The 23,191-nt window shown below is 39.1% G+C and carries 18 protein-coding genes and 1 pseudogene; 7 read left to right on the top strand and 12 right to left on the bottom strand.

Annotated elements, in window-relative coordinates; all coding sequences use genetic code 11:
• The first annotated feature begins 88 nt into the window (after positions 1–88).
• Positions 89–1,054 (top strand): cytochrome-c peroxidase, encoded by a 966-nt coding sequence (locus Q0779_RS19355; RefSeq protein WP_298775225.1) that lies wholly within the window; start codon positions 89–91, stop codon positions 1,052–1,054.
• A 236-nt stretch (positions 1,055–1,290) separates the two neighbouring features.
• Positions 1,291–2,094 carry a DUF4097 family beta strand repeat-containing protein gene (locus Q0779_RS19350; RefSeq protein ID WP_298775184.1) on the top strand — a complete coding sequence of 268 codons (804 nt, stop codon included), beginning with the start codon at positions 1,291–1,293 and terminating at the stop codon, positions 2,092–2,094.
• Between the two features lie 26 nt (positions 2,095–2,120).
• Here the strand turns inward: Q0779_RS19350 and Q0779_RS19345 are convergent, their stop codons facing one another.
• Positions 2,121–2,936: a phosphatase PAP2 family protein gene (locus Q0779_RS19345; protein ID WP_298775181.1), complete on the bottom strand. Its 816-nt coding sequence runs from the start codon at positions 2,934–2,936 to the stop codon at positions 2,121–2,123.
• A gap of 151 nt (positions 2,937–3,087) precedes the next feature.
• On the opposite strand from Q0779_RS19345, the gene Q0779_RS19340 reads away from it, so the two are divergent.
• Positions 3,088–3,507, top strand: coding sequence for a thioesterase family protein (locus Q0779_RS19340; RefSeq protein ID WP_298775180.1), 420 nt, complete (start codon positions 3,088–3,090; stop codon positions 3,505–3,507).
• A 51-nt stretch (positions 3,508–3,558) separates the two neighbouring features.
• Here Q0779_RS19340 and Q0779_RS19335 read toward each other — a convergent pair whose 3' ends face one another.
• The 5 genes from Q0779_RS19335 to Q0779_RS19315 all read right to left on the bottom strand — a co-directional run bounded on the left by Q0779_RS19335 (position 3,559) and on the right by Q0779_RS19315 (position 10,808).
• The gene (locus tag Q0779_RS19335) at positions 3,559–3,957 is read right to left on the bottom strand and encodes a thioesterase family protein (protein ID WP_298775178.1); all 399 of its coding nucleotides are present in this window, start codon (positions 3,955–3,957) and stop codon (positions 3,559–3,561) included.
• Between the two features lie 9 nt (positions 3,958–3,966).
• Entirely contained in the window at positions 3,967–5,760 is a 1,794-nt protein-coding gene (locus Q0779_RS19330) for a long-chain fatty acid--CoA ligase (RefSeq protein WP_298775176.1), read from the bottom strand.
• Positions 5,761–5,975: 215 nt separating this feature from the next.
• Positions 5,976–6,509 carry a molybdopterin adenylyltransferase gene (gene mog, locus Q0779_RS19325; protein WP_298775174.1) on the bottom strand — a complete coding sequence of 178 codons (534 nt, stop codon included), beginning with the start codon at positions 6,507–6,509 and terminating at the stop codon, positions 5,976–5,978.
• 186 nt (positions 6,510–6,695) lie between these two features.
• The gene (locus tag Q0779_RS19320; protein WP_298775173.1) at positions 6,696–9,113 is read right to left on the bottom strand and encodes a TonB-dependent receptor; all 2,418 of its coding nucleotides are present in this window, start codon (positions 9,111–9,113) and stop codon (positions 6,696–6,698) included.
• A gap of 480 nt (positions 9,114–9,593) precedes the next feature.
• On the bottom strand, positions 9,594–10,808 hold the full coding sequence (locus tag Q0779_RS19315; protein WP_298775172.1) for a sugar MFS transporter: 1,215 nt from the start codon (positions 10,806–10,808) through the stop codon (positions 9,594–9,596).
• Positions 10,809–11,160: 352 nt separating this feature from the next.
• On the opposite strand from Q0779_RS19315, the gene gtfA reads away from it, so the two are divergent.
• Positions 11,161–12,642: a sucrose phosphorylase gene (gene gtfA, locus Q0779_RS19310; protein WP_298775171.1), complete on the top strand. Its 1,482-nt coding sequence runs from the start codon at positions 11,161–11,163 to the stop codon at positions 12,640–12,642.
• Positions 12,643–12,704: 62 nt separating this feature from the next.
• Here gtfA and Q0779_RS19305 read toward each other — a convergent pair whose 3' ends face one another.
• The 3 genes and pseudogenes from Q0779_RS19305 to Q0779_RS19295 form a co-directional block, all read right to left on the bottom strand.
• The gene (locus Q0779_RS19305; protein WP_298775169.1) at positions 12,705–13,736 is read right to left on the bottom strand and encodes a LacI family DNA-binding transcriptional regulator; all 1,032 of its coding nucleotides are present in this window, start codon (positions 13,734–13,736) and stop codon (positions 12,705–12,707) included.
• A gap of 163 nt (positions 13,737–13,899) precedes the next feature.
• Positions 13,900–14,874, bottom strand: a pseudogene (gene rlmF / locus Q0779_RS19300) (23S rRNA (adenine(1618)-N(6))-methyltransferase RlmF); the annotation flags it as partial.
• Between the two features lie 121 nt (positions 14,875–14,995).
• Positions 14,996–15,412 (bottom strand): flagellar basal body-associated protein FliL, encoded by a 417-nt coding sequence (locus Q0779_RS19295; protein WP_298775166.1) that lies wholly within the window; start codon positions 15,410–15,412, stop codon positions 14,996–14,998.
• A 275-nt stretch (positions 15,413–15,687) separates the two neighbouring features.
• Between Q0779_RS19295 and Q0779_RS19290 the strand changes: the two genes are divergently transcribed.
• Positions 15,688–16,278, top strand: a complete 591-nt coding sequence (locus tag Q0779_RS19290; protein ID WP_298775165.1) for a chorismate lyase — start codon at positions 15,688–15,690, stop codon at positions 16,276–16,278.
• 68 nt (positions 16,279–16,346) lie between these two features.
• Here the strand turns inward: Q0779_RS19290 and Q0779_RS19285 are convergent, their stop codons facing one another.
• The 3 genes from Q0779_RS19285 to Q0779_RS19275 all read right to left on the bottom strand — a co-directional run bounded on the left by Q0779_RS19285 (position 16,347) and on the right by Q0779_RS19275 (position 19,706).
• Positions 16,347–17,486: an immune inhibitor A domain-containing protein gene (locus Q0779_RS19285; protein ID WP_298775164.1), complete on the bottom strand. Its 1,140-nt coding sequence runs from the start codon at positions 17,484–17,486 to the stop codon at positions 16,347–16,349.
• A gap of 94 nt (positions 17,487–17,580) precedes the next feature.
• Positions 17,581–18,174, bottom strand: a complete 594-nt coding sequence (locus Q0779_RS19280) for a YhgN family NAAT transporter (RefSeq protein WP_298775162.1) — start codon at positions 18,172–18,174, stop codon at positions 17,581–17,583.
• Positions 18,175–18,725: 551 nt separating this feature from the next.
• Complete coding sequence (locus Q0779_RS19275) at positions 18,726–19,706, bottom strand: alpha/beta fold hydrolase (protein WP_298775160.1); 981 nt, start codon at positions 19,704–19,706, stop codon at positions 18,726–18,728.
• A 696-nt stretch (positions 19,707–20,402) separates the two neighbouring features.
• Between Q0779_RS19275 and cysD the strand changes: the two genes are divergently transcribed.
• Both cysD and cysN read left to right on the top strand, forming a co-directional pair.
• Complete coding sequence (cysD, locus tag Q0779_RS19270; protein ID WP_298775158.1) at positions 20,403–21,311, top strand: sulfate adenylyltransferase subunit CysD; 909 nt, start codon at positions 20,403–20,405, stop codon at positions 21,309–21,311.
• Between the two features lie 179 nt (positions 21,312–21,490).
• On the top strand, positions 21,491–22,915 hold the full coding sequence (gene cysN / locus Q0779_RS19265) for a sulfate adenylyltransferase subunit CysN (protein WP_298775156.1): 1,425 nt from the start codon (positions 21,491–21,493) through the stop codon (positions 22,913–22,915).
• The last annotated feature ends 276 nt before the right edge of the window (positions 22,916–23,191 follow it).

Genomic DNA, 23,191 nt, shown 5'->3' with positions numbered 1-23,191 from the left:
TGAAAATGAACATATGTGGATAGGGAATTTTATTTCATCAACAAGAATGTGAGCACTTATGAAACAACCTTTACGACTTATCCTTGCCATGAGCACCGCGATACTTGCCACCCCAGCGTGTTTAGCTCAAGAGCCCATCAGTATTATTGAGCCCGTTCAAATTAACGATCCTAATAAAGTTGAACTGGGGAAAATGTTATACTTCGATCCAAGATTATCAAAATCAGGCTATATCTCCTGTAATTCTTGCCATAATTTAGCCACAGCAGGTGTCGATTCTTTAGCGACGTCCATTGGCGATCAATGGCAGCAAGGTCCCATTAACTCCCCTACTGTTCTCAATTCTCGCTATAACATCGCCCAATTCTGGGACGGACGAGCAAAAGATCTTAAAGAGCAAGCCGGAGGGCCAATCTCCAATCCAAAAGAAATGGGCTCAACCCATACATTGGCAGTCAAGACCATTGCCTCTATTCCAGAGTATCAAGCGCTATTCGCAAAGACATTTGATAATAAAACCATCAATATTGATTCTATTACAGATGCGATTGCGGCTTTTGAAGAAACACTGGTGACCCCCAATAGCCCATTTGATCAATATTTGCTGGGTAACCAACAAGCCATATCTGCCAATGCCGTTAATGGCTATCGTATATTCAAAGAGGTAGGCTGTGTTAATTGCCACAATGGGCCAGCCGTTGGCAACAATATGTACATGAAAATGGGTCTAATCAAACCCTTCAATACCAGTAATCCAGCCATAGGTCGACAAGCATTAACGGGGAAAATCAGCGACAGAAATGTCTTTAAAGTGCCGACATTAAGAAATATTGCACTCACCTACCCTTATTTCCATGATGGGAGCATTTGGACATTAGATGAGGCCGTGACTATTATGGCTGATATTCAGTTAGGCAAAAAGCTCTCTAAAAAAGACACTGGCGATGTTGTTAAATTTTTAGAAACGCTCACAGGCGATCAGCCCCAAATCACACTGCCTATTTTACCTCCTTCTAATAAAGACACCCCAAAGCCCACTCCTTTTCTTTTGTAGCACTTATTATTTAAAGGTTTATAAAGACACTGTGCTTGCAGTGTCTTTTTTAACCATTGGATCATTCGGTCAAGTTGGCTAAATACAACAAATAATAACCAAAATGCTCACAATCATATAAAAACCATAAACAATATAAAATAAAATCTATAATAATCAATAGATTAAATATTGGCATATTGATTGCTTTATCTGAGAAGTCATTGAAATAACATTACAACAAGGATATACAAAATATGTTCCGCTCCCTAATCGTTATGAGTATTTTATTGCTGTCTTTATCTGGCTGCATTATCTATGTTGAAGGTGCTAACCACTCCTCTCTAAAACATAAACAGGAAACCAAAATAATTAATACAGAGGATCTCAACAGCCTTGTGGCTAATGTCGGCGCTGGACAATTAACCATTAAGGGCGTCAAAGGCCAAAAAGACATTATGGTGACGGCAAATATTTATTACCATGAGAATACGCCTTATATTTTAACACTGAAAAAACATGGACACGTAGCAAAGCTCAATGCGAAGTTCGAACAACACAAGAGTCTGCATCCTTCTCCTTACATCGATCTCATGATTTCCATACCAGAGCATTTAACACTGGATGTGAATGATGGCTCAGGCGCAATAAAAATAACCAATATGAAAGCTAACATTCAACTCAATGACGGCTCTGGAAACATCCAAATTGTCGGTGGACATCAACTTAATATCGAAGACGGCTCTGGCAGTATTACCATTAAAAACAATTCAGCCAACATCGCGATTACTGATGGCTCTGGGGCTGTGAATATTCGCAATAGCTCTGGAGATGTCACGATTGATGATGGCTCAGGAGACATCACACTGCAACATATCGCTGGGAATATCAGCATTGACGATGGTTCGGGAGATATCAATGTTAACACGAGCCAAGGCAAGGTCACACTTGATGATGGCTCAGGTGATATTAATGTTTATAATACAAAGGGATTAACCATACTGACTTCAGGCTCTGGTGAAGTAAACTTTGATGACATACAAGGGCCAATCAAGCTGTAAGCCCTAGAAACATCAAGCCTAAGAAGCTATACCTTCTTAGGCTTATTGATTAACCAAGATAAAAGAACATGCCTCATGATTAAAATCAAGGATAAGAAAATAATCATCCATCGAAAAACCTTCACACTTGGCAATTGTGGAAAGTCGTATTCACCTTCGATCTCCGCGATCACAAGCGCAATAAAAATCGTCACAAAACACAATAATCTCACCTTAGCAATTAACCAAATAGGCGGTAATAATTTAGCGGCAGAATAGGCACTAAAAAGTCCAATAATGGCCCCCATGGCAATATCACTAGGCCAATGCGCCCCCACAACCACTCGAGACATTCCAACAAAGCTCGCCACAACCAACAACACCATTTTTATCCAAATAGGATTCAGTGATAAATAAAGGCTACCAGCAAATACAAATGCAGCAGCAGTATGCCCTGAAGGAAAGCTGTATTTAAAATGGATATTACCTATGATATTGAGAGAATTGACAACAGCGGCAGGTCTTAGCACATCAAAGTAATGCTTTAGCCCCCACACCAGTAAACTGCAAATGATTCCAGCCACTAACATTCGACAAATCAATTCAGGACGAAACACAAGAAAACACAGACTCAAACCAATCACTGTCGCCCCACTGCCTAAATCGGTTAAATGAGCGAAAAACCAGTGAGGAAAATCAAGGGCTAAATTATTCAAGAAATAAAAAACCGATAAATCAACTTGCTTCTTGAACAAGATAAAGTTGACGATCACTAAAATGCCTAAAAGCAAGCCATAGCCTCGACTTTGCTCTTTTAAAAGCGTCCGAGATTGAGCAACATGAGATTGATAAGATGGTTTCATTGTATCGCTTTTAAGCCCCCTATAGCCTACGAATATAAGTATAGGTTACCCACTTTTAAACAACATCAGTTCAGCTCCATTTCTTGCTAATAAACGAACTAAATGTTAATTTTTATTTTAAAACAACAAATTAAAAAGGATTTAAACACGAATGGAAGACTTCTTAAAACACTATCCTATCAATTCTAGAATCAATGTGGCTTGGGGAGAGATGGATGCCCTTCAACATGTCAATAATGTGGTTTACTTTAAGTACTTTGAAATCGCCAGAATTGATTTTTTAAGTAAAATAAACTTACTGAAAAAAGAGACCATGATTGGGCCCGTGATCAGTGAAAATCAAGCAAAATACAAATTCCCAGTGACTTTTCCTGATACATTAACCATAGGTGTGACCGTCAGCAATATTGAGACTGATAGGTTTATTTTGCATTACACAGCTTTCAGCGAAAAACAACAAAAGATCGCCACAACAGGATGGTCAAAAGTGGTCATGTTCAACTTTAAAACAGGGAAAAAAGCGCCTATCAGCACAGAGTTACTTAACACACTAGCGCAATACCAAGAATAACCTTAAGCGGCTTGCTTCACTGTCAAATAGTTAAACAAGCCTTTTATCAGATCACATTAATTGGTTAAGTTGATTGCGAATATGCTCCGTTAATGGTTGACTTTTATCCATGTCATAATCATAAAACACCATAGTCGTTTGCGCTTCAGCCGTTTTCTTGTTTTCTTGCCAACAAGATTGTGTCACCACAAAACTACTATTACCAATACGGCTCACATTCGTTCTAATCAACACCTCTTTTCCATAAAATGTTGGCGCACTAAACGTAATATTAAAACCCGCTAAGATTAAATTCCAAGTCGCTAAGTTTTGACCCGGATTAACGATTTCAAATATCGGCTCACGTGCTGCCTCAAACCACATAGGAATAACCGTGTTATTGATATGTCCAAGTGCATCTGTTTCACAAAATCTCGGCTTAATAACAAGCTCAATAGCATCATTTATCACAACAAACTCCTAAGTGTACATCGCGTCAATTTCTTGAGAATACTTATGATAAATCATCTTACGGCGCAATTTCATTGTCGGCGTAATCAAGCCTGACTCCATTGAAAAGGGATCGGCCAACAAGGTAAACTTTTTAATTTTTTCAAATCCAGCTAACTCATCCTGCAATAAATGCAATCTCTGCTCAAAATGCTCAATCACTTTACTGTGACGTAATAAATCTAATGAAGAACTATAATCAACTCCCTCATCTTTTGCCCAAATCTCTAATGATTCAAATGAAGGCACAATTAAAGCAGTAACATAATGCTTAGCATCGGCAACAATGGCGACTTGTTCAATCAGCGGATCACAGCCCACTTTCCCTTCAACACGTTGTGGTGCAATATATTTACCGTTTGAGGTTTTCATTAATTCTTTAATGCGATCGGTAATAAACAGATTTCCATTCTCATCAATGAAGCCTGCATCCCCCGTTTTCAGCCACCCATCTTCAAAGGTTTCTTCTGTTGCTTCAGGGCGATTATAGTAGCCCCTCATCACCGTATCGCCCTTCACTAAAATTTCATTATCTTTACCAATTTTTATTTCAACGCCAGGTAAAGGCTGACCATTGGAACCCGTCACACGATTTGTTAGGGTGTTTAACGTAACAGTCGCACTCGTCTCGGTCATACCGTAGCCACATAATACTGGGAGGTTGATACTATGAAAAAAACCGGCAACTTTCCCTTCAAGAGCCGCTCCACCACAAGGCATAAATTTGAGCCGCCCGCCCAAAACTTGCTGTAACTTAGAAAAAATTAATTTATTGGCGAGTAAAAATTGTAAACTTAATAATAATGATCCCTTTGCTCTACCTTGACCCACTTCAAAGTGTTTTTCCCCCACAGATAATGCCCAATCAAACAGTTTTTTTCTCTTCTCGGGCGCTTTTGCCACTTTCTCCTGAACAGCACCATACACTTTCTCTAAGAAACGCGGCACAACACATAACGTATGTGGTCGAACTTGGGTAATCGCTTCTTTGACTTTCATCGGATCTTGAAGGTAAACATTACAGCCACCTCGACCTAAAACGTAAAAACTCCAGCCTCGCTCAAAAACATGACTTAATGGCAAAAATGCTAAGGAAACGTCACCGGTTTCAAAGTTTAGCTCGCTATCATGTTGGCGAATAATGGTTGCCACATTTCGATGATCTAAAATAACCCCTTTAGGGGCCCCTGTTGTCCCAGAGGTATAAATCAAAGTTAAAATATCATCGAGAGGCAGATCAGATAAACGTTGCTGTAATGCTTGATCATGAGATTGCTCTACGTCTTGAGACAAGAGTGCATCAAGGTGAAAATGATTTTCTTGATCAATCAAATTAACATTGGCATCAAACACAATAATGCGGGTCGCACTATCGCACTCTTTTAGCAGCTGACAAGCCATTTGATATTGCAGCTCATCACCCGCAAAAATGATTTTAGCCTGACAATCTTTGATAATATAGGCGGCTTGCTCCACCGTACTGGTTGGATAAATCGGGACAACAACCGCCTTGGCTTTCAACATCCCTACATCCGCACAGGTCCATTGAGGGCAATTTTGAGATAAAATCACCGCCTTATCTTGAGATTGGAGCCCAAATTGGATCAGTATTCTTGCGATTTGAGATGTGTATTCATCAAATTGACTCCAGCTAACACTGTCCCAAGGCGCGGTCATTTCAAAACCTTTAAGCGCGATGGCTTCGCCAAGTGATTGACTCTTTTGCTGAATAAGTCGAATAACATGATATTGTTCGAGAGACATAAAATAGCTACCTTCATCGCTTAAAAGCGTATTATTTTTTAGCCATATTACTTTAAGATGCAATAAAAACTAAAGAGTTTTTGCTCTATTCGCATTCAAACAGCTAAAAAAAAGCAAAGTAAAGAACAAAAAATGAAACAAAAATGCAACATAAAGCCATTTACAAAAAAACAATTTTACTATTTATTATCAGACACTTAAAGCAGAACTGAATTCTATTTCGCTTTTGGTCTAAAGGGCTTAATTACAGCTTCATTACACTCTAAAAAAGGGCCTTCCATTAAGTCAATACAATAAGGAATAGCAGGAAATACCGCATCTAAACATTCACGAATGGATTTAGGCTTACCGGGTAAATTGACAATTAATGAATCACCACGCAGTCCAGCTGTTTGCCTAGACAAAATGGCGGTAGGAACAAACTTAAGGGATTCGGCTCGCATTAATTCCCCAAAACCCGGCATTAAACGATCGCATACCGCTTCAGTGGCTTCAGGTGTGACATCTCTTTTTGCAGGCCCCGTTCCACCTGTTGTCACGATTAAACTGCAATGGCTATCATCTGCAAGACGAATTAAGGTCTCCTCAATCACTTCTTTTTCATCTGGAATAACCTGATAAACAGGTTCCCACTCTGATACTAAATACTCATTAAGCACATCAATTATCGCTTTACCTGATAAATCTTCATAAATGCCAGCGCTGGCTCTATCGCTAACAGTCACTATACCTATTTTTGCTGCGCTCATTTTCCATATCCTATTCTACGTTACTATTGGACGAGTATATCGAATTAGCATTCAATCAGCACCTTCTCCTAATAGAATGACAATGCGCTTAACGATTTAACTGTTCAAAATAAAGTTAAAATGTGGATGAGAAAAAATGAAGAACGGCTGATCTTGAAAGAGCAGCCGCCTCGCCCGCTCTAAATATTAGAAGTCGTATTTAAGGGTTGCTGAAGTCGTTCTGCCATTAATCGTCCGCGCGCGAATAATATCATCAGCGCTACTCACAACGCCTTCTTCGGCCTCAGTTATGCCTGTTGCATTAAAGAGGTTATTCACATTCAAAGAAACCGTTAATCCCTCTGTGAGGATATAAGAAGCAAACGCATTGACTTGGTTATAACCATCAAATTTTAATGCATCGTCATCTTGCACAATATTATCTTGAGCATAACTTGCTGTGGTTCCAATTAAACTTAAGCCAATACTGGCTAGATCAAAGTTATATTGACCCATTAAGGTATAGATATAATCAGCTTGCCTTCTCGGCGTATTCCCAACCGAGTCAGCATTTAATCCATCTTTAGTGATTTCAGCATCCGTCCAAGTTACATTCCCTCTAAAGTCAAAATCCCCAATATAGTAAGCCGCCTCTAATTCAATGCCTTTAGCCTCGTATTTACGATCAAAAAAATCTTGACTGGTCGCTTCAAAATTTTGCTCTTCGGTTTCAGCATAAAAAGTCGTTGCAAACAAAGACAGGGCATCTAACCGATATTTAACGCCTAACTCATACTGATCCACAAAATCCACTGCATCTTGCTTTGAGACCGAACCATCATCGTTAACCTTACCGTATAATAATCGATCGGCATTCACTCGGCCTCCATGACTCGAACGAGCAAACAGTGCTAAGTTTTGTGCAACACTGTAGTTAACCCCAAACGAATAAGACATATAATTCCAGCCATAATTAACGGGCATGGGATTAGCATTATTAACCGAAGAAACACTCATTTCAGGGACAGAAATATTCCCATCTTGATTCATATCAATTTCAGATTGTACCGTTGAAGCATAATAGCCCGTAGCATCACCAGAATCGTAGCGTGCACTCGCATCAAAAGAGAAATCTCCCAGCTGTGTCGATACAGCTAAATAAGGCGCTCGAATAGTATAATCAACATCATATTTTCTCTGACAACAATTGTCCCAATAAGGCACACCGTAGGCATATAAGCCATTATCAGAATACTGAGTCCCATCCACACCAACAACATTCAACAGTGCAGCATTATCACCTTTTAATTCCATCACATAAGAATTCCACATCCAAGACATAGCAATAGTTTGCATGCTATTGTAATAGCCCAAAGTCACACTAGTATCATCTAACACTTTAATTAATTTGAAATCATTCACAATAGAACTTAAATCATCCATGCTCACATCAAAAGTATGGATCCGCATCGCCAACGCATCATTACTCATTGTCGCCCCCGCCTGAGGCCCATTAGCATAGACAAGTGTCGCACCCTCTCCACCAATACTCGTGGCAATGTCATTACTCGACGCAACTTGCGCAGGAAAAGGAGAAAGAAAATTGCCACTGATCTCAGAATATCTAAAGCGATTTTCAATCAACCAATTATTTTCAAGCTCAAAAGAAGCCTCAAGGCCCAATGAATTCACTAGAGGATTCATGCCATTTCGCATATCCCCATTTCTCATTTCACCATCGCCGCCTAAGCTATGAGTCGATAAAAAATAAGCTGACTGAATAGCATCAGAACTGGCATTAAAACCAGCAATAGAGCGCCCGTCTGCATACATAGGCATAGGTAAATAACTCACCGTTTTGTCATTTAAATGCTTAAAATACAAACGCACATAACCTGTATCAAATTCTTTGGTTAAATTCGCTTTTAATTGCCCGCCACTATTTGAGGTATATCCCGTATTACGCGATCCTTCCCCATCTCGCACAAAGCCACCAATATGAAAACGAGTCGTATCATTAATATCACTGCCATACTCAAAATCAGTGCGAAAAGAATCATAATCCACGCCATAAGTTGTCGCTATACTGCCTGAATCACTCTCACCCGTTTTACTGATAACATTGATTATTCCGCCAGGCGCATTGCTCGCTAAAGTAGAGGCTGAACCGCCACGAATCGATTCAATCGTTGCCATCGTACTGTCCAGTCGTAAAAAAATATCAGCGTTCGCAAAGGCAATATCGCCAAATTGAAGAATTGGAAGCCCATCCTCTTGTATTTGAAGGAATTTTGAACCTCCAGCGGCCACGGGTAATCCTCTTACAGCAATATTGGCATTCCCCTCCCCCCCAGTCGATTCGACCTTAATACCAGGAATAATGCGAAAGGCTTCAGCAGCTGTACGAGGTGAGCTCACCTCCAATTCATCAGGCGTAACGGTACTAACAGACACACTTGAATCCATGACTCGTGTTCCTTGAGTCACTCCTGTGACAATAATACGCTCTAAGCCTATAGCATCATCCCTGTCTTCAATCTGTGGATTTTCTGTTGCCCCTAAACTAGCGCTCATAGCAAATGCCAACGAGCTTGATAGATATTTTTTCGATAAGTTCTTATTCATTATTATTATCCCATCGTTTATCTTCGTTACTGCTACTTTCCCCATCACGGCCTTGATAGAGAGTTAAAACTATTAAAACGAGCTTCAGATAAGCGTGACCTTATCAATAACACTCAATATTCTGTTCACCTCCTATATACCTCATTACCTTAACGCTCCTGACTGCCAGTGGCTTGGCTAAAAACCATAAAAATCAAATGCAGTAAAATAGCTATCACATTAAAATTAATGACAAAAAACACACTTTATCAAAATAAGTAACATATCACTTTTATCCCCCAAAATATCGATTTATTAAAAGCATACTTATTATCTATTAAGGTAAAACCATCAAACTTAATCGATTAAGATAATTGCTATTAAATTAACAAAAAAGATATTTTAATCAAGCTTTAATTTAACAAAAAATAAAAGTTATGGGTAAAAAATAGATGTTACCAGAAAGATGACTAGCATTATTTTTCATCAATAAGCGACATATTAATGAGCTTCCAGCAAGTGGGCAGAAGGATCTTTAATAAGATTAAACAATGACATCAAACACAGTAATAAGGCAAAAAATGTGGCCAAATAAAATCCATATTTAACGTCACCAAATAAGTCACTGATCATCCCCATGAATAAAGGGGCAATAGCAGCTGATAACGCAGTAAAAAATAAGATCACACCAGCAACCGAGCCATGTTGCTTAACTGGAAAACAGCTAATTCCTTTAGAGTTTAATGTAGGATACATCATAGACATAAAAAGACCCGATAAAGGTAATAAGATCACAGCAGCTTCAACCCCCAACATCATTGCACCTAGGTAGCATGCACAAATAGCCAAGCTAAAACTAAACATCACTTGTTGCCATTTGAAACGGCGTAGCACCCAGCCTCCTAAAAAGCGCCCTCCCGCTCTCAACGTAAAAAAAATAGCCAGTGCATAAGTCGCAAACAAGACAAACGGCCCATCATAATCAATAAATAATGATGGCATCCAGACATATATCGCCACTTCAGTCGCCACATATAAACCTATTGCCAATGAATAACCTAAGGCATAAGGATTACGCATCATTGCCATTGTCCCTTTCAACGTAATGGGTTCATCATTGGCTTGTTTGATATCAGGATAACGGGAAGAAAAAGCCACTACGCACAGAAACAAACAAAACACTGCCGCCCCTAAATATAAATACTTCCAAGATAACCCACTTGCTAAACAATAGCTCACAATAGCAGGGCCTAGCATGGCTCCCAAGCCAAAAAAACCTTCCACAGTATTCATCGTACTTGAATGTTCTGAGGCATTTTTAGAAATATCCCCCACTAATGCTAATGCACCCGTTTTAAATACGCCTATTGCAGTTCCAATGAGAGCCAACAATGCCAAAAAATAATAAAACTCATCACCCAATGCGAATAAAAAGCCCGCTAAAGAAAATCCCCCTAAGCCTAATAAAATGGTTTCCTTGCGTCCAAGTTTATCAGCTAAATACCCTAAAAATAAACCACTTAACCCAATGAAAATCATTGGCATGTAATGGAAAGCACTGGCTTGAGTCATCGACAAGTCAAACGCGTTAATCAGCTCAGGAATAATGACACCAACAGCATCAGAGGTCATCGCAAACATAAAAAACATCAAATACGTTAGCATTTTTATTCTGGATAAATGCGCTTGCTGTATATTTAAGTTAGAACTATCCATCATCACACCTATTATTTTTTAATATTTAAACTATCACACTGAACATCCACTCAATAACGAGCAAGTAAAAACATAAGACACTAATATATAATAAATAAAAATCACTTTCCGGCAAAAGGATCTTGGTGTTTAATCAATAAACTTTACTCACTATATATTAAAATCAGCCCATCTTATACGCTTAACACAAGCCCTAATATGCCTAGAGTGAAGATAATTCCCTTGAATATTTTTCGAACATAGTTAAAGATACAACTTAATCGATTAAGTTTGTTTCTGCAATTAAAAATAAAGATGAAGATATAAAATTAAAATGTCTTCTAAACGATACTAGCTAAAATGAAGGTCAACAATGAGAAGTAAAATACAACTAATAACTTACGCAGATAGGCTCACTGGTGCAGGACTTAAGGAGCTCAAGAAACTACTCGATAATGACCTCAACAATCTCTTTGGCGGAGCACATATATTACCTTTTTATTATCCGATCGATGGAAGTGACGCAGGCTTTGATCCTATCAATCATATTCAGGTGGATCCACGTTTAGGCACATGGAAAGATATCGAGAACATCGGACAAGACTATGAGATTATGGCCGATCTGATAGTGAATCATATGTCAGCAGGATCAGACGAATTTCAAGATGTTCTTCGCCATCCACAAACTTCTTTATATCGAGATCTCTTTCTCACTAAACAAAAAGTCTTCCCCAATGGCATGAGTGATGAGCAAGAAACCAAAATTTATCGACCCCGCCCCGGCAGTTGCTTCAGCCGTTATACCTTAGATGATGGTGTTGAAACTGAATTTTGGACGACTTTTACCTCAGCTCAAATTGACATTGATGTTAATTCAAAACCAGGTCAAGCCTATTTAGACAAAGCCTTACAACAATTTGCACAAAGCAATATTAAGCTCATTAGATTAGATGCTGCTGGTTATGCCATTAAACAAGCAGGTAGTAGCTGTTTCATGCTCAATGAAACATTTGAGTTTATTAATAAACTATCGGAAAAAGCCCATGCTTTAGGGATGAGAACACTGGCAGAAATCCATGCGCACTATGAAACACAAATCCATATCGCCAAGCGTGTGGATATGGTTTACGATTTCGCTCTCCCCCCTCTCATTTTACATACCATTAATACCTCGAACTCTCATTCACTTTGCCACTGGCTAACGATAGCCCCCAAAAATTGTATCACCGTGCTCGATACGCACGATGGTATTGGTATTATTGATGTTGGACCTAGTGAAACTAAAGCGGGATTATTAACCGAAGAACAAATCGATGAGTTAGTCAATTCTATTCATAGAAACAGCGCAGGACAAAGTTTAAAAGCAACAGGAAAAGCTGCTAATAATCTTGATTTGTACCAAGTGAATTGCACTTATTACGATGCTCTGGGGAAAAACGATTATCACTATCTTCTCGCAAGAGCTATTCAGTTTTTCTCACCGGGGATCCCGCAAGTATATTATGCCGGTTTATTTGCCTTATCCAATGACATGGACTTATTAGAAAAAACACAGGTTGGACGAGATATAAATAGGCCTTATTTAAATCCCCAAGAGATACAAAACGCCTTGAAAAAACCAGTCGTTCAAGCATTAATTAAATTGATAAAAATAAGGAACCAACTCAAGGTTTTTGAGGGGAATTTTTCTGTCGACAAAACACAAAATGGTTTAAATTTGACTTGGGATCACTTGGGCCATCAAGCATCACTGCAGGTTGATTTAATCCACAACCAAAGTAGCATCATAATAAGAAACGAAACAGGTGAAAGTCAAATAATGCTAATGGACTTGCTGAACAATTCATCAAATTAAATCAATAATTTTATTAAAATAACGATTAGCTGAAACCTTGCACTTCAGCTAATCTAATGATATTAGCAACTGGCTCCAGTTTTAAGTTCATAAGGCAAAATTTCTTCGTGAGTCGCCCCATCAACAAACATTTGCGCAGCCTTAATACCTTTTTGTTCTGATAATTGATGCACTGTTGCCAACGGTGGATTATACCGAGCTCCCTCATCAATACCATCAAAGCCAACAACACGAATATCTTGGGGGATCTTCAATCCCATATTGGTCGCTTCATTCATCAAGGTCAGTGCAATCATGTCACTCATACATAAAAATACATTGGGTCTTGGAGACGAATTCAAAGCTTGTTTAACAGCAACACTCGCAGAGTGAGCATGACTCTCAGGAATATTCCAAACACGCTTCGACTTCAACTCAACCCCTTTTGAAGATAAAGCCGATAAGTATCCTTTTAACCGTAAATGGGCAATAGATGCATCACTCACCACAATATCGAGATCATCCACATAACAGGTTGTATCGGTATCAAGTAAACGCAAGCCCAAAATAGCAACATCATCTTTTGATGATTGAATCGCTAATTTTGCGATTTCATGTGCGGCAGATTCATTATCAATACCAACAGATGCATTGCGCTGAATATCAAAATCGGCAGTCACCACTTTCTTTTTTACCAGCTTTAACTGATCGACTAACAATGGATTTCTTGGGCGACCATAGCAAATAAATCCATCAACAAAATCCACAACACTATTAACGTGCTCTGCACTCCCCGAAAAAAGCAACAGATTAATTTTCTCTCTAGCCAGTACCGAAGCTACGCCTTTCATAAAATGACTCGCAACGGGATCCGATACCATATATTCGACACTGTCAGATAATACTAACGCCACAGTATCAAATTTACCTTTTCGTAAAGATTGCGCTGCCTTATTAGGCCCTAAATAACCTAATTCAGCACAAGCCGCTAAAATATCTTTTCGACGCTTCTCGGATAATTGATCCGGCCGATTAAAAGCATTAGACACTGTTGCATTAGAGACACCTAATTTTTCAGCAATACTTTTTAATGTCCACTTTTTTTCTTCAAACACGTTATGAGTTTCCACTGGTTTAATGGGATACCATTTATGCTACCAATAGCTAGCAAGCAGTTAGTCTAAAACAAACAATAATTGCATAATACAGGGATGAGTTACTTAGATACAGTTACTAGCTTGAAAAATACTGAGTTATTACCCTAAATATCATATGACATTAAGAATAAAAATCTAACCACAAACGCTCTTGCTTTTTGTTAAGAAAACTCCAACATAGCACTCGAGTTCTCTTATTACCCTGTTTCATTTCAATTACTTTTGTCTGTTCAACTTTCATAGTAGCTAAAAGTTCTTGGCAAATCACAACATTCTCTTTCTTAGAGATTAAACTTGTGAACCACTGGCATTGCTGCGAAAATATTTTACTTTCTTTTATCATTCTTTGCAGAAATTGACGCTCTCCACCTTCACACCAGAGCTCAGCTTTTTGTCCTCCAAAATTTAATTTGGAACAATTGACCACATTACCCTTATCCTTATCCACGGTAAGCGCATTTCTTTTATCTTGATTAATTGCTAAGTTCTTTACTTTTCGTTCACTTCCAGCCGTTGCTTCAGCCAAAGAAGCATGGAAAGGTGGATTACACATAGTCAGATGAAATCGATCTTCAGGGTTTATTATGCCTTGAAATACATGTTGAGGATCACTTTGCAACCTTAACAGTAACTTATCTTTAAGCACAACATTATTACTGATCAATTCTTCCACGTTATTAATCGCTAAACAGTCAATATCTGATGCAACAAATTGCCATCCATAAGCTTGTATACCAAGAATAGGATAAATGGCATTTGCTCCCGTTCCAATATCCAGGACTTTTACTTTAGTCCCCTTACGGATCTTACCTGATGGTGACAACAAATCAGCAATATAATGAATATAATCAACTCGACCAGGTATCGGTGGGCATAAAAAACCATCAGGAATATCCCAATAATCAATTTGATAGCAATCTTTTAATAAAGCACGATTAAGGGACTTTACGGCCATAGGGTCAGAAAAATCAATCGACAATTGGCCTGAAGCACTTGGTTTAACATAGGTTTTAAACTCAGGAGAAGACTGCATCAGCGCAGGAAAATCATATCCAGAATTATGTCGATTACGTAAATGTAATCCCTTGTTTTTAATTAAAGGCACAGTCTCATCCATAGACATCTCCTTGGCAGAAAGCCTTTGATTAATTTTGGGCATAACGACACTAAGAATAACAAAAAAAGCAATTATACCCGATTAACCTACCTATAGTTGATTAATTATAAAGATACTGAGTGAATAATAAATTCTCAACTAAAGCCTCACCAACCTCTTCTTCAAGTAACTGGTTCACTGCCTCAAAACAGGCTTGACGAATAGCCTCTCTGCCGATAATTGATTTAACTTGTGCTTCGCTTTGCTCACCTAAAATCGCCAATATAGCCGCCCTTAATAATGGGTCATGATGTTCTACCTTGTCCAAAGCCTGAGTCCCACTCACCATAAGCTCAACATTCACTCTGACAAAACCCAATTTTTTACTGCCACTGATATAGTTAGTGACAATATCGGGTTCCAGTCCATAATAAGCATAGTTTTTCAAAATTTGCTCTTGTGCGGCATTAACACTAACAAGGCTCGAACTTAAAATACAAACATAAATCAACAGTGATAATAGTCTTGTTACTCTCATTAATCTTTACTTCCTCTGTTAGCCAATTTTGGGCTGTTGATTAAAAAAAGCGACATCATGACGAAAGTATTGTAATCCTTACAATACTCTTAGTTTAAATAGACTTGGCATCAAAGTTCATTTTTTAGACTTCACCCTCAAAATTTGGATTTCTGTTTCAATTTAATTGGGGTTTCCATTTACACCGTGATAGACTGCGAAACGCAATTTACAGCTTACTCATGTTTCCCCTATTTTGCCGCTTGAGGGCTTCATTACTCAAAGCAAGGAATACCATGCCCACTTCCAACACGTTACGTTTCCCCTACGGAGAAGAGATCAATTGGTTATCTCCAATCAATATACCTGAAACCCTCCCTTCGAGACTCAATACTTGGTTAATGGCACCCGATAGCTTAACGCAAAGACTGAAAGAGCAATGCCAACATTTTGAAGTTAAAGTGTTGGGAGAAGGCATGCATACTTCTTGTGTTGGTGAACTCCCACAGCAGCAAACCGTCTGGGTCAGAGAAGTATTGCTTTGCTTAGACGGAGAGCCTTGGGTTTTTGCTAGAACCTTGATCCCCCAACAGCTTATGTCAAAAAAACAAGCTGATTTTTTGGGGCTAGGATCAAAACCTTTGGGTGAGCTTCTATTTACCACCAATGAATTTATCCCCGGAAAAATAGAAATAGCGAAATTCTCTTTAAGCAGTAAGTTAGCCGAGCTGGCAAAATCACTACACCAAGAAGTCAATGAACCTCTTTGGGGACGTCGCCGTTATTTCCACTTTAATTCAGAACAACTCATAGTGAGCGAAGTCTTTTTACCAACAGCTAAGAAAAATATTATTAACAGCCCTCAAAAACTAGCCGTTTCATCATAAAATGACAAGAAGCCATCATAGATGTTATCGAGCGATACAACGACTGTTGAAAGACGCCACATAGCAAATTAATTTTCTGTGGAATATAAAGCTAATCCTATATCAGTAATCCTGCCAGGCTGCATTATGTAACCTTGATTGCTTTCTTTTGTCTGATCAGCTACACGCTCAAACCCGACTAAACTAATCAACTCATTCAACTCGCTGCCATCAAGATATATTTCATCACCCTTTTGGTTAACGGCAATATTACCAATCACAATACCATCATAGCCTTCCGCTTCATCGGTGACATAATTCACCGTAATGCGCACCTTTCTGCCAGCATACCCACTTAAGTCATAGGTTAAATCAACCCACCTCTTTTCTGATGTTCCAATAATATTGTTCGAACTTCCCGTTAAAATATTTCTTGCATGATTAATTTGATTACTGGCTTTAGTATGGTTACCCGCAATCGCTACACCATCCACCAGCACTTGGCTATAATCATAATCTTTTTCAATATCCCAACGAGCCTGCATCGATAAGTTTAATCGCTGAACAATAGGTAACTCAACATCAAAGGACATCGCATTATTAAGTAAATGCCCTTGTTGAGAATAATATTGAAATTCGCCAACTAATGGTTCACTGAGGTCAAAGTATGTCGTTAAAGACGAAAAAGCCATTTGCTCAAACTTATCATAACCTAACATTTTCACAATATTCAAATTCACATATTGGCCATAAGATAGCTTATGTCGATCAAATATTTCTTCCTCCAAAGCTGACATAGCTCGTTTCTGCAAATATGCATGAGAATAAGGGAATGCTATAAGCGTTTCTATAAAAGCGGGACTCACAATCAGCGCCTCTGAGGTAATGAATGCATCATAACTTACAGGTAAATCACTGCCTGCACGCCTTCCATATGAAGGAAGGCTCGATTCATTTGTACAAGAGCCCGAGACAATCCCCATCGGCAATACTTTATAACATAAAGCTTGTAACTGATTATCAATAACCTGTGGATTCAATACATGATAATCAACGAATGAATCTTGAACAGGCTTTGCATTAACAGGAAAGTAGCATAAGCCCAAAAACAGTAAATAAAGCTGAGCCCCCTTTTGAATCCGCTTTTTATAAGCACAACAATGAAAGAGAATGCGTAGACCACCTAAACAGCCCCACGCAAAACAAAAAGAAGTGTTGAATTTTCGCATCACGGCCCCCAGTTAACATAACTGAAACCAAATAATAACCTCAACAACACTTTCGCACAAACCTTTTTACTAGAACTTAAGTGTGAGTTCAGTTTTAATGTAGACGGCCCATATAGCTTCCCACACCATCAAGAAACATCTGCACTGAAATCATCACAAGTACCATTCCCATGAGTCTTTCCATCGCCGTCAATCCTTTTTCTCCAAGCATCTTAGTTAACACTTTGTAAAAAAGTAAAATACCCGCACTTAACCCCCATGCAGAAAAAAGCGCAATACTCCAATCTAACATACGACTACTGTCGGTATGAGCAAGTAAAATAAGCGCCGCTAATACAGAAGGCCCAGCCATCAAAGGAATCGCCATAGGAACAATAAAAGGCTCTTCTCCTGCAGCAAGGCCAGCCACGCCGCCAGCCTGAGGAAAAATCATTCTAATCGCGATCAGGAATAGAATAATACCACCCGCAATACTGACTGACTCCGATCGTAAATTAAGGAAGTTCAAAATAACCTCACCAGAAAACAAAAATAAAAGCATGATAAAAAGAGCAATAATCAATTCTCTTATCAGTACCTTACGTCTTTTTTTAGGTTCAATATGCCTTAAAATAGAAGCAAATATAGGTAGGTTTCCTAAAGGATCCATAATAAGAAACAACATCACAGCGGCAGAAAAAGTATCCATAGAGAGTCAGTTACAAAATTTCAATAGTATATTTATATTGTATACAAAATTATAAGCAAATAATGCAGCCACAGAGTAAACTTAATAGGTTAAATTAGAGCTATTACATAACATTGAATTGATATTTATACCCAAACCACTTGAAAGTGCATGTTTTCAGAGCCCGTAAAAAGGCTTAATTCAAGGCGCATTATTGAAAGAATGCTTATTGCCTTTTGAGGTGATGCAACGTAGAAGTTAGTCTTTTTACAGGCTCCCAACGGGCTGGCCTCTTTATATGTAAAAGCAAGGCCTTTTATTCTGCGTTATTGAATATCAACTTAGAATAACTAAGCCCTCAACTCAATGCCTTGCCTAAACGCGTTTTAATTCCAGCTGAATCCTGCATCTTCAAGTGGTTTGGGTATATACTGGGGCAGAGCGTTTTAATACTGACTGGTTGAAAGTACTTTAGCTCACCGAAGGGACTGACTGCACTTTATTGTGTTGGCGATACTGATTTGGAGTAAAGCTTGTTTGCGCTTAGTGAATAAAGTCTCATTTCGTATATTTTATGTTTTTTCATGGTGTAGATCCATATCGAAGAAAGTGTTGTTGCTTTTATCTTTATCAATATTTTCATCATTATTTTTATCTTCTAAGTTATTTTTAATGAGCAAGGTATTGATTTTATCGGCAGTGGTTTGCCATAAAGTTTGGGGCATGTCTTTTTTGAAAAAACCGAAGTGACCTATAAAAGGAATGTTATGATCTTCAGGGTGAATACGTTCAAGAGTGACAGGCGCATTGCGATAAAATTGGGCGAGGGCTTTGACGGATTTAAGCGGAGCGAAGTCATCGTCATCACTGATATGATAAAAATGCATGGGAGAATGCATTTGCGAAAAGTAAGGTCGCCATTTTTTACCTTGCTGATCGCAAATATAATCAGGATGACGACACCACTGTGCCCATTGCTGTGCTACGCCTTTAGGCAGAGGCTCGCTGCCTAAAATAGCACCGGGTAAATACCCGATAAATTGAGGAATAAGGGGGATCACTCCATACCAAGCAAGCCATAATTTCGGCCATTTTCTCTTATCCCAATAGCGCCAATAACCTGATTGACCCGATAGGCTAATACAGGCACTTAACGCGTGATTATTGTGAGCAAGGCCGATAATTTGTGCCCCAACCGAATGGCCAATACAAGTAATTGGAAGGTGTGGTGCGTGGGTTTGGCACCAAGCAATACAAGCGGCGAAATCGAGTTCGCCCCAATGCTGCATTTTCATCAGTTTATATTGTTTATTACTTTTAGGTTGGCTTTCGCCAATACCACGATAATCATAGCTCAGTACCATAAAGCCTTGGCTTACTAAAAAATGAGCGTAATCGGCGTAGTATTGTTTTTTTACACCTGTAGCAGAATTTATAATGACAATGCTTTTAGCTGGTATATGAGAGGCATACAACGTAGCCCTTAAGTTTAAACCATCTTTGGTTTGTACTGTGATTGATGTGACTTCCGTACTGTCTTGTGTATTGTCCATTGAGATCTTCCCTGTATTGATTTGATTATCCAGTATCACCACTTTTTTGAGTACTTTATTCTATTTACTAGACTATTTTAGTCTTATTTTTAAGCAGATTGATAGTGTCTTTCAGTATAATAATCACAATAACCAAGATGCTATCGAGGAAGAGGTGATGATAAAGGTAAATCTTGCTTTTTTTCATGGGTTCATGGGTTTATGGATTCATGGGTTTATGGATAGGTAAGCAATCACTTGAAATGGATTATACTGATACAACACACGCTTATTGCGGTTGTCCCCGTCGTGATTTGACATTGCTTCTTTTACATTACGCGAACTAACGTATTATTTCACTTATACGTTTACATGGTGTTTAACCTTTTACTTTGTAAGTCTAGCGGTTGAGATCATGTTGAACTTAATGAAGAAATATTATCAATAGGCCTGTCTTTGTGGTCGATTATTAGATAACCACTATATAACTTTTATCTCCTTTACATCCTTTATATATAACTTAAGGTTATTAGTTGATAGATTTCAATCTAGGTTTTGGGGAGATAAGGTTGGCGATGACTCAGCTTTGTCCTTTAAAATGAGTCTTAATATGATTTGTTAGCTTTATGTTGTTATGCCTTTAAGCACCTATGCTGTGTCTTGAAGGGCATCTCATTTTAAGGTTTTACTTAGGCTTATTTTTTAAGTAGGAAGAGTATGGATCCCATTAGATTGACACATTTAAAGGCGCTTGAAGCCGAGTCCATTCAAATTATGCGTGAAGTGGCCGCTGAATTTGAAAATCCTGTCATGCTGTATTCTGTGGGAAAGGATTCATCGGTACTGCTTCATTTGGCCAGAAAAGCCTTTTACCCAGCAAAAATTCCGTTTCCCTTGATGCATGTGGACACCAACTGGAAGTTTAAGGAAATGATTGCCTTTCGCGATGAAATGGCAAAAAAGCATGGTTTTGATTTAATCGTGCATAAAAACCCCCGTGGGCTTGAAATGAACATTAGCCCTTTTACTCATGGTAGCGCTAAACATACTGACATCATGAAGACGGAAGGGTTGAAACAAGCGTTAGACATGCATGGTTTTGATGCTGCTTTTGGTGGCGCTCGCCGTGATGAAGAAAAGTCTCGTGCGAAAGAACGTGTGTATTCTTTTCGTGATAGCAAGCACAGATGGGATCCTAAAAACCAACGCCCTGAGCTGTGGAATATTTATAACGGTAAAGTCGATAAAGGCGAAAGTATTCGCGTTTTCCCGTTATCAAATTGGACTGAACTTGATATTTGGCAATACATCTATCTTGAGCAAATTGAGATCCCGTCACTGTATTTAGCTGCGCCGCGACCTGTGGTTGAACGTGATGGCACCTTAATCATGGTAGATGATGAGCGCATGGAGCTGAAAGAAGGCGAAGTGGCGATAGAAAAAATGGTGCGCTTTAGAACCTTAGGTTGCTATCCGCTGACCGGTGCAGTTGAGTCAACAGCGACCACTCTGCCTGAAATTATTCAAGAGATGCTTCTGTGTACCACTTCAGAGCGTCAAGGACGCGTGATTGACAATGATTCTGCGGGCTCAATGGAAAAGAAAAAAATGGAAGGTTATTTTTAACCGCCATTGACCTTTATTGAGTCCTTTAGTTTCATTTTTAACTTTTGTGTTTAAAGTTGGTTTTGCGGGTTCATGTTTGCCACTGAATATAGGGCATCGATTAAGCAAAACGATAGGTAAAAAATTCAACCGTTGTGAGCCATAATGTGTTTGCAATGGTAGCACCAAGGATTAACAAGATGGCTGATAATAGTACGTCGTTGATTGCTTCTGATATTGAAGCGTATTTAAAAGTACATGAAAATAAAGACATGCTGCGTATTTTGACTTGTGGCAGTGTCGATGATGGTAAATCCACTTTGATTGGTCGTTTATTGTTTGACAGTAAAATGATTTTTGAAGATCAAATGGCTGCCATTGTGAAAGATTCTAAGCGGTTTAATACCACGGATGAGTCATTTGACTTGGCCTTGCTGGTGGATGGCTTACAGTCAGAGCGTGAGCAAGGGATCACAATCGATGTGGCCTATCGTTACTTTGCCACTGAGCAACGTAAATTCATTATTGCCGATACGCCGGGCCATGAGCAATATACTCGAAATATGGCAACGGGGGCATCAACCTGTGATTTAGCCATTATTTTGATTGATGCGCGCCATGGTATTCAAGTGCAAACCCGTCGTCATAGCTTTATTTGTTCTTTGCTGGGCATTAAACATGTGGTGGTTGCCGTCAATAAAATGGATGCGGTGGACTATGATCAAAGTGTTTACCAAAACATTAAAAAAGAATACCGAGAGTTTGCTAACGCGTTAACCTTTACCGATGTGCGCTTTGTGCCGATGTCGGCGTTAAAAGGCGATAATGTGGTGAATGAAAGTGCCAATATGCCTTGGTATCCCGGTTCGTCATTGCTAAAACTGCTCAATACGGTATCGGTAAATCATGATGCCCATCAGTCATTTCGTTTTCAAGTCCAGTATGTGAATCGCCCTAATCTGGATTTTAGAGGCTTTAGTGGCACTGTGGCGTCGGGTGACATTCGCGTCGGCGATACGATAGTGGCTTTGCCATCGGGTAAAAGCAGTCAAGTGAAATCGATAGTGACCTTTGACGGTGACTTAGAAAAAGCCCAAGCGGGTGAGGCCGTCACGCTGACATTGGAAGATGAGATTGATATTAGCCGCGGTGATATGTTGGTGCGTCCCCATGATCTGCCTCACTCCAGTGCGCATTTTGATGCCGATGTGGTGTGGATGACAGAAGAGCCGTTACAGCTTGATAGAGAGTATGTGATTAAGGCGGGCAGTCATTCTGTGTTTGGTTTTGCCGAATCGATTCAATACAAAGTGGATGTAAATTCACTCGATAAACTTGATGCTCAGCAATTAGCACTGAATGAAATTGGTCGTTGCCGATTTGAAACCACTGCGCCGCTTCAGTTTGATGCTTATGAGGCTAATCGTGCCACTGGGGCCTTTATTATTATCGATCGTTTGACCAATGTGACGGTTGGGGCAGGCATGATAAGAGCAGCGGTGTCTGATGAGTCGAAAAAATCTCACAAAGCCCCCCATGCTTATTCAGAATTTGAACTTGAAATGAATACCTTAGTGCGTAAACACTTTCCACATTGGGGAGCAAAAGATATCTCTCGCTCATAATGGGATGCATAGTGAACAAGAGGTGAGGTCACCTGAGTCTTGGGGTCTTACCTTTTTTAACGACTCACTCAGTTATCGAAGTGGTGCCTGTAGTGCATACATTTTTACGTATTGGAATTATTTAACGGTTTACTCGTAGCGACTAATCGATGGGTGATCATGTTTAATTCGCCATTGATTGTAAAGCTTATGACATTGTTTATGACATTGTTTATGACATTGTTTATGACATTGTTTATGACATTGTTTATGACATTGTTTATGACATTGTTTATG

Source organism: uncultured Shewanella sp., from assembly GCF_947491715.1.
GTDB lineage: Bacteria > Pseudomonadota > Gammaproteobacteria > Enterobacterales > Shewanellaceae > Shewanella.
The sequence above is the reverse complement of the archived record's forward strand: the minus strand, read 5'-3'. Positions and strand labels throughout refer to the sequence as shown.